The sequence below is a fragment of the Streptomyces ossamyceticus genome (genome assembly GCF_001418475.1).
Classification (GTDB): domain Bacteria; phylum Actinomycetota; class Actinomycetes; order Streptomycetales; family Streptomycetaceae; genus Streptomyces; species Streptomyces ossamyceticus.
Genome location: NZ_LIQX01000481.1, coordinates 1 through 7,983, shown reverse-complemented (window position 1 = coordinate 7,983; position 7,983 = coordinate 1). Strand labels below are relative to the sequence as shown.

6 protein-coding genes are annotated in these 7,983 nt (G+C 71.1%); 2 read left to right on the top strand and 4 right to left on the bottom strand.

The annotated features are described in order from the left end of the window. Window positions 1–896 (bottom strand): serine/threonine-protein kinase (locus AOK15_RS30260; protein ID WP_240508668.1); only part of this gene is annotated, 896 nt, incomplete at its 3' end. Between the two features lie 242 nt (window positions 897–1,138). After that, window positions 1,139–2,185, bottom strand: a complete 1,047-nt coding sequence (locus tag AOK15_RS30255; protein WP_205632261.1) for a serine/threonine-protein kinase — start codon at window positions 2,183–2,185, stop codon at window positions 1,139–1,141. Window positions 2,186–2,337: 152 nt separating this feature from the next. On the opposite strand from AOK15_RS30255, the gene AOK15_RS30250 reads away from it, so the two are divergent. Both AOK15_RS30250 and AOK15_RS30245 read left to right on the top strand, forming a co-directional pair. Next, window positions 2,338–5,241 (top strand): bifunctional glycosyltransferase/CDP-glycerol:glycerophosphate glycerophosphotransferase, encoded by a 2,904-nt coding sequence (locus AOK15_RS30250; RefSeq protein WP_240508667.1) that lies wholly within the window; start codon window positions 2,338–2,340, stop codon window positions 5,239–5,241. Next, complete coding sequence (locus AOK15_RS30245) at window positions 5,238–6,344, top strand: glycosyltransferase (RefSeq protein ID WP_055521522.1); 1,107 nt, start codon at window positions 5,238–5,240, stop codon at window positions 6,342–6,344. The genes AOK15_RS30250 and AOK15_RS30245 overlap by 4 nt, the downstream gene beginning before the upstream one ends. A 23-nt stretch (window positions 6,345–6,367) precedes the next feature. On the opposite strand, the gene AOK15_RS30240 is transcribed toward AOK15_RS30245, so the two are convergent. Both AOK15_RS30240 and AOK15_RS30235 read right to left on the bottom strand, forming a co-directional pair. Beyond that, entirely contained in the window at window positions 6,368–7,147 is a 780-nt protein-coding gene (locus AOK15_RS30240) for an ABC transporter ATP-binding protein (RefSeq protein WP_055521523.1), read from the bottom strand. Between the two features lie 88 nt (window positions 7,148–7,235). Next, on the bottom strand, window positions 7,236–7,983 hold a 748-nt coding region (locus AOK15_RS30235; protein ID WP_055521521.1), incomplete at its 5' end, for an ABC transporter permease.

Sequence of the window (7,983 nt, the reverse complement as noted above, 5' to 3'; positions counted from 1 at the left end):
AGGAGTTGACGGGCCGTGGCCTCAGCGACTTCAACGGCTGGCTGCCGGAGCCGCTCACCGCCGAGATCGTCCGGCGCGAGCAGTCCGCGCAGACCCCGCCGCAGCCGACAGCACCGCAGATGCCGCCGGCGCCCCCGGCGACCGCTCCCCCGGCCACGGCCCGTCAACTCCTGGCAGAGCGCCGCGAGTTCCTCCGTGCCGATGCGCTCGGCCGGATCGGCGGTCAGGCAGCGCTCCAGCAGGGATCGCAACTGCTCGTCAAACCCGCCGAGTTGCGGCGGGCGCTGGGAGGTGTTGGCGATCTGCGCGGCGATCGTGATGGCGCCGCCGTCGCCGTACGGATGGCGGCCGGTGGCGGCGACCGCCGCGATCAGACCGAGGGAGAACACATCGGTCGCCGGGGTGACCTGCTCGCCGAGCGCGTGCTCCGGGGACATGTACTGCGGGGTGCCGATCAGGCCGCCGGACTGGGTCAGTTGGGTGGCGTCGGCGGCGCGGGCGATACCGAAGTCGATGACGTACGGGCCCTGGGTGCCGAGCAGGATGTTGCTGGGCTTGAGGTCGCGGTGGATGACGCCGGCCGCGTGGATCGACGTCAGGGCGCGGGCCGTGCAGCCGACCAGCTGGAAGACGGCGGGCAGCGGCAGCGGCCCGAACGCGACGAGGGCGTCGTGCAGGGGGATGCCGGCGATGAACGCGGAGGCCAGCCAGGGCAGTTCGCCGGTGGTGTCGTGGTCGACGACCGGGACGATGTGGTAGCCCTGGACGCGGCGCGCGGCCTGGACCTCCTGCTCGAAACGGCGGCGGAAGTCCGCGTCCTGGCCGTACTCCCGGCGGATGACCTTCAGGGCGACCGGCTGGCCGCCGCGGGTGTGCGACAGATAGACCGTGCCCATGCCGCCCTCGCCGATGCGGGCCTGCAGGTGGTAGCCGGCGGTCTCTCGTGGGTCCTGCGGTCCCAGCGGGCTCAGGATGTCGCCAGTGCTGGTGGTAATGGGAGCCTCCCCCGGTACGGTGCCGAACTCCTGTGCCGCGTGCGGGCACTTGAAGCGGTTCCGAAGCTTATACGGCACTTACGACACCTGGAGCAGGCGTTACGGTTCCGTGTGGGTACCGGTACGTGGTGCGGTAAGTGGGCCTACGGTTCGCGCCGTACCCGGCGCTGCCATTCCTCGTCCCGCATCGTGATCGGCGCCGTCGCCGGGAGCCTGCGGGCCGTCGGGGCGTTCGCCAGGCTCGGGGGGACCGGAGCCGTCGGGGCCTCGGTGAGCGACAGGGTGTGGAACGCCGTCTCGATGATGGCCACCGACGTCGCGAAGGGCGCCGGGAGCCAGCCGGTGAAGTCGCGGACGTCCCTGCGGGCCGCTCCCGCGCAGTGCTCGGCGACGTCGGCGGCCGAGGGGCGGGCTACGGGGTCGGCGGTGAGGCAGCGGCGGATCACGTCGAGCAGGGGCCGGTCGATGCCGTCGAGGGCGGGCGGGTCGACGTCGGTCGCGGCGATGCGCGTCGCGATGGCGAGCGGGTTGCCACGGCCGTACGGGTGGCGTCCGGTGGCGGCGACCGCGGCGACCAGACCGAGGGCGAACACGTCCGACGCGGAGGTGACCCGGCGGCCCAGCGCGTGCTCGGGGGACATGTAGCGCGGGGTGCCGATGAGGCGGCCGGCGGTGGTGAGCGTGGCGGCGCCCGCGGCCCGTGCGATGCCGAAGTCCAGCAGCCAGGGCCCGTCGGCGGCGAGGAGCAGGTTGGCGGGCTTGAGGTCGCGGTGGATGACCCCGGCGGTGTGCACGGCGTCCAACGCGTGGGCGGCGCAGGCCAGCAGTTGCAGCACCGTCGGCATCGGCAGCGGGCCGTGGGTGTCCAGAGCCTCGCCGAGCGGGACGCCCGGTATGTAGCGTGTGGCCAGCCAGGGGCGCCGCGCTGCCGCGTCGTGGTCGACGATCGGCACCAGGTGGTAGCCGGAGACCCGGCGGCCGGCGGCCACCTCGCGGGCGAAGCGTTCCCGGAAGGCCGGGCTGTCGGCGTACTCCGGATGGACCAACTTCAGGGCGACCGGTTGGCCGCCCCGGCTGCGGGAGAGGTACACGGTTCCCATGCCGCCCTCGCCGATCCTGGCGTACAGCGGGTACCCGGAGATCTCCCGCGGATCGTCCGCCCGCAGCGGCCCAGGCACCACCCCGCGCATCGACCGGCCCCCTCTGCTCCCGCTCCCACGTCCCCTCGGAGGGTATCGCGGGGGACGTGGCACCACCCCGCCCCGGACGCAACCCGGGTACCTCCCATGGCCTCTACCTGAGTGGCCCTCAACGGCGCGATGCCTTATAGAGGGAACAAAGCATGATGTTTGGGGTGAACGTGGAGCAGCAGCCGCACTCAGCGACAGCCGGGCCTGCCGTACCCGCCGGGCCGGCCGTGTCCGTCGTCGTCATCGTCTACAACGACGAGGCCAGGCTGCCCACGGCCGTCCGGTCGGTCCTGGAGCAGACGCTGCGCGGCGTCGAGGTCGTGATCGTCGACGACCACAGCTCGGACGGCTCGTACGAGGTGGCCGCCCGGCTCGCCGCCCTCCACCCCGACCGCGTACGGGCGTACCGGCTCCCCGAGAACAGCGGCGGCTGCGGCGCGCCCCGCAACGAGGGCATCCGGCGGGCCCGCGGCGCGTACGTCCTGTTCCTCGACAGCGACGACGTCCTGGAGCGCAACGCCTGCCGGAACATGCTGGAGGCGGCCGAGACGACCGGCGCCGACATCGTCTCCGGGCTGTGCGTCCGTGTCCATGTGGACACCCGTACGAAGAAGGAGGTCAAGTGGTATCCGTGGCTGTACTCCCGCACACGGACGCTCGACTCCGTCTCCGAGCTGCCCGACCTGCTGGTCTACGACACCCTGTCGACCAACAAGTGCTACCGGCGTGACTTCCTCGTCGAGGGCGGCCTGGAGTTCCCCGTCGGCATCCACTACGAGGACCTGTTCTTCTCCGCCCAGGTGTACGCGGCCGCCCGCAGGATCACGCTCATCCCCAACCGGGTCTACGACTGGAACGTCGTCGAGCGGCCCGGCGCCGAGTCGATCAGCAACCGGCGGGCCGAGATCGCCAACTTCGCGCACCGCATGGAGATCCACCGTCGGGTCGACCGGCTCCTCGCCGACCGGGGGCTGGAGGAGCTGAAGTTCGCCAAGGACGTCAAGTTCCTCAAGCACGACCTGGTGCTGCACCTGCGGGACCTGCCGTTCCGGGACGCCGCCTACCGTCGGGAGTTCGCCGCGCTGGCCAACGCCTATCTGGCGTCGATCGACCCGGCCGCGTACGACGAGGTCGAGCCCATCCACGCGATCTGCGCCTATCTGCTGCGCGAACGCGACTGGGACAACCTGCTGCCCGCCGTGGACACCCTCACCAACCGCGACAAGGTGTCCGCCCCGATGGCCGAGCGCGACGGGCGGATCTACTGGTGTGCCGAGCACATCGAGGAGGACCCCTTCGCGCGGCGGATCCTGGACGTCACCGAACTCGGCTACCACGCACGGCCGGTCGGGAGGATGTTCCTGCGCAACGAGCTGACCGAGTACACCCGGCCGGGGCGCAGCGGAGTCGTCCGGCTCGCCGGCCGCGTCACCAACCCCCTCGGGGTCATCCCGCCCGGCGCCCGGCTCACCGCAGAGCTGGAGTTCTACGCCCGCCGCCCCGGCGTCCGCTTCCGGACCTTCCGGGTGCCGGTGGCCGTCGTACGGCACGAGGGCCCGTACGTGTCGTGGGAGGCCACCGCCGACATCGAGAAGGTCCTTAGGCCGCTCGGCATCGTGGACGCCGTGTGGGACGTCCGCCTCCACCTCGGTGTCGACGGCGAGCGGACGTCGACGCGGCTCACCGCCGCCGAACCGGGCCTCGCGACCGGACAGCTGCCGGTCCGCCCCCGCCTGACCCGGTTGGTCGCCGACCGGGTCGAGCCGCACATCTCCGCCCGCGGCCATCTCGCCTTCCGGCTGGTCCCGGACAAGAAGGCCAACGACCTCGTCGTGCGCGGCCTGCGCGGCACCCCCGGGCGACTGGCCAAGACCGGCTACCGCAAGGCCAAGGCACTGCGCAAGAAGGCCACCTCCGGGGACACGAAGATCCGCCTCTACCACGAGGCGTTCCTGCGGCTGCCCCCACGCCGGCGCCTGGTGGTCTTCGAGAGCCACCTCGGCCGGCAGTACAGCGACAGCCCCCGGGCGATCTACGAGGAGATGCGCCGCCAGGGCCTCGACTTCGAGGCGGTGTGGTCGTACGCGGGACGCCCGGACGGCTTCCCCTCCGACGCGACCCTCGTACGCCGCTGGTCCCTTCCCTACCTCAGGGCGCTGGCCCGCGCCGAGTTCTGGATCGACAACCAGAGCTACCCGCTGAAGCTGACCAAGCGGCCCGGCACGACGTACCTCCAGACCTGGCACGGCTCCGCCCTCAAGCGCATGGGTTTCGACGAGCCGAGCTGGAAGCTCAAGTCCCGTGCCGCGCAGGCGGAGCAGCAGCGCACCCTGGACCGCTTCGACCGCTTCCTCATCCGCTCCGAGCACGATGTGCGCACCCTCGCCAAGGCCTTCCGCCTGCGCGAGAAGGCACTGCTGCGGGTGGGCTACCCCCGCAACGACGTCCTCGTCCAGGCCCGGGTCGCCACCGAACGCCCGCCTCTGGCGGCTGAGTTGGCCATCCCGGCCGACAGGAAGATCCTGCTGTACGCGCCGACGTTCCGTCAGCCGGGGCAGAAGCGGTTCGCGTTGCCGTTCGACGTGGAGCGCTTCGCGGAGACCTTCGGCGACGAGTACGTCCTCCTCGTCCGCGCCCACTACCTCAACCACGTCGTGCTCCCGCCCTCCGTGCGCGGCCGCGTCGTCGACGTGTCCGGCCACCACGACGTGACGCCCCTCCTCGCTCTCGCCGACGCGCTGATCACGGACTACTCGTCGGTGATGTTCGACTACGCGCTCCTGGACCGCCCGATGCTGTTCTTCACGTACGACTACGACGCGTACGTGCACGAGGGCCGCGGCACCTACTTCGACCTGATGGAACGGGCACCGGGCCCGGTGGTCCGCACGGAGGACGAACTGCACGCCGTCCTCGCGGGCTCCTCGCTGGAGGAGCAGTCGGTGAAGTACGCGGCCGCGCGGGAGCGGTTCACGGCCGCCTTCGGCGAGTACGACAAGGGCACGGCCGCGCGGCGGATCGTCGACGAGTTCTTCTCCGACTGGAGGCGCAAGTGACCGGGCAGCGGGACGGGCGGCGGGACATCTTCCTCGTCGCCAACAGCGTCGACGAACTGGGCGGGGTGACCAGCTGGACCCACCAGATGGCCCGGCTGTTCACCGAGCGGGGCCACCGCGTCCACGTCATCGGCGTCGCCACACCGGGGGACCCGCACGACCTCGGCGACCTCCCCTACCCCACGACCAGGCTGTACGACGGCCAGCCGCCCGCCCCCGGCCGGGCACGGGACGCGAGCATGCGGGACCGGGCCGCCCGGCTGACCCGGATCTTCGGCGCCGCCCGCCCGGGCGCGGTCGTCGTCGTCACCCAGGTGTGGGCGATGGAGTGGGTGCGGCTCGCCGACACCCGTGGACTGACCGTCATCGGCATGAGCCACGAGTCGTACGAGACCGCGAAGGCCAGCTCCCGCTTCCGCCGCGTCCTGAAGTACTACGCGGACGTCGACCGCATGCTCGTCCTCACCCGTGAGGACGCCGACCTGTGGATCGGCGAGGGCCTCAACAACGCCTCGTTCATGCCGAACGCCGTGCCCTGGCTGCCCGACGTGCCCTCGCCGCGCACCGGGAAGGCCGTCGTCAGCATCGGCCGGCTGAGCGACGAGAAGGGGGTCGACATGCTCCTCGACACCTGGGCGGAGGTCGCCCCCGCCCACCCCGACTGGACCCTCAGGATCTACGGGTCCGGGGAGGACGAGGAGCTGCTGCGCAAGCAGTGCACGGCACTCGGCCTCGACGACTCGGTGGCCTGGATGGGCCGTACCGCCGACGTCCCGGCCGCTCTCCGGGAGGCTTCCGTCTTCGCGCTCTCCTCTCGGGGCGAGGGCTTCCCGCTCGCCCTGATGGAAGCGATGGCGATGGCCGTCCCGTGCGCCGCGTTCGACTGCGCGCCCGGCGTCCACGAGATCGTCACCGACGGCGAGGACGGCCTGCTGGCCCCGCCCGGCAACACCGCCGAGCTGGCCCGCAAGCTGGACCTGCTGATGTCGGACAAGGCACTGAGGGACCGCCTGGGCGACAGGGCGAGGGAGAACGTACGGCGTTACGGGACGGCGGAGATCGTGGACAGGTGGGAGAACCTCTTCGCGTTCCTGGAGCGGTGACGGAGGCCGGGCCGGACGGGCGGTTACTTCTTGCCGCCGGTGAACGTCTCGTACTCCTTCAGCACCTCGTCCGTCGGCCCGTCCATCCGCAGCTCGCCGCGCTCCAGCCACAGCACCCGGTCGCAGGTGTCCCGGATCGACTTGTTGTTGTGGCTGACGAGGAACACGGTCCCGGCGTGCTTGCGCAGCTCACGGATGCGCGCCTCGGACCGCTTCTGGAACGACCGGTCGCCCGTCGCCAGCGCCTCGTCGATCAGCAGCACGTCGTGGTCCTTGGCCGCGGCGATGGAGAACCGGAGCCGCGCCGCCATACCGGAGGAATACGTCCGCATCGGCAGCGTGATGAAGTCGCCCTTCTCGTTGATGCCGGAGAAGTCGACGATCTCCTGGTACCGCTCACGGACCTGCTCACGGGACATCCCCATCGCGAGCCCGCCGAGGTACACGTTGCGCTCGCCGGTGAGGTCGTTCATCAGCGCGGCGTTCACCCCGAGGAGGGAGGGCTGGCCGTCGGTGTAGATCCGGCCGTTCTCCACCGGCAGCAGCCCCGCCACCGCCTTGAGCAGCGTCGACTTCCCGGACCCGTTGGTGCCGATGAGCCCGATGGCCTCGCCCCGGTACGCGGTGAAGGACACGTTCCGCACGGCGTGCACCTTGCGCACACCGGCCGCCTTCTCGCTCTTCTTCCGCCGGAGCATGCGGTTCAGCGCGACCGTGGCGCTGCCGCGCCCGGCTCCCGTGCCGTTGACCCGGTAGACGATGTCGACGCCGTCGACGACGACGGTGGGGACGGGTTCGTCCACGACGGTGGGAGCGTCGTGCTCGGCGGTGGGGGCGGGCGTGTCGGTGGCGCCCGGCGTGTCCCGCCGCGTGCCCGGGAGGGTGTTGGTGTCAGCCACGGCCGTACGTCTCCTCAGCCTTCCAGAAGTAGATGAATCCGCCGACGCCCGCGACGAGCGCCCAGCCCGCGGCGACCGCCCAGACGTGGTGGGGGAGTTGGCCGCCCTCGAAGCTGTCGATGAGCGCGAACCGCATGAGGTCGATGTAGAGCGCCGCCGGGTTGTACTCCAGGAACAGGTGCACGGCGTACGGCAGATCGCGGTTGGCGAGGATCCGGTCGATGCTGAACATCACGCCCGACGCGTACATCCAGGTGCGCAGCACGAACGGCATCAGCTGGGAGATGTCGGGGGTCTCGGCGCCGATGCGGGCCATGACCATCGCGACACCGGCGTTGAACACGAACTGCAGGGCCAGGGCGGGCACGATCAGCAGCCAGGAGAGGGTGACCGGCACGCCGAAGGCCAGCAGGATCACGGCCAGCGCGGCCATGGAGAACAGCAGTTGCTGGAGCTGTTGGAGGCAGTACGACACGGGCAGCGAGGCCCGGGGGAAGTGCAGGGCGCGGACCAGGCCGAGGCTGCCGGATATCGCCCGGGTGCCGGCCATGATCGAGCTCTGGGTGAACGTCCACACGAACACACCGGTCACGAGGAACGGCACATAGTCCGGGACGCCGTGCTTGGTGCCCATCAGGACGCCGAAGATGAAGTAGTACACGGCCGCGTTGAGCAGCGGGTTGGCGATCTGCCAGATCTGGCCGAGCTTCGCCTGGCTGTACTGCGCGGTGAGCTTCGCC

What these genes read in the sequence shown, in the direction of transcription:
- AOK15_RS30255 (WP_205632261.1), bottom strand. Translation starts at nt 2,185, where the DNA reads ATGCGCGGGGTGGTGCCTGGGCCGCTGCGGGCGGACGATCCGCGGGAG.
- AOK15_RS30250 (WP_240508667.1), top strand. Translation starts at nt 2,338, where the DNA reads ATGATGTTTGGGGTGAACGTGGAGCAGCAGCCGCACTCAGCGACAGCC.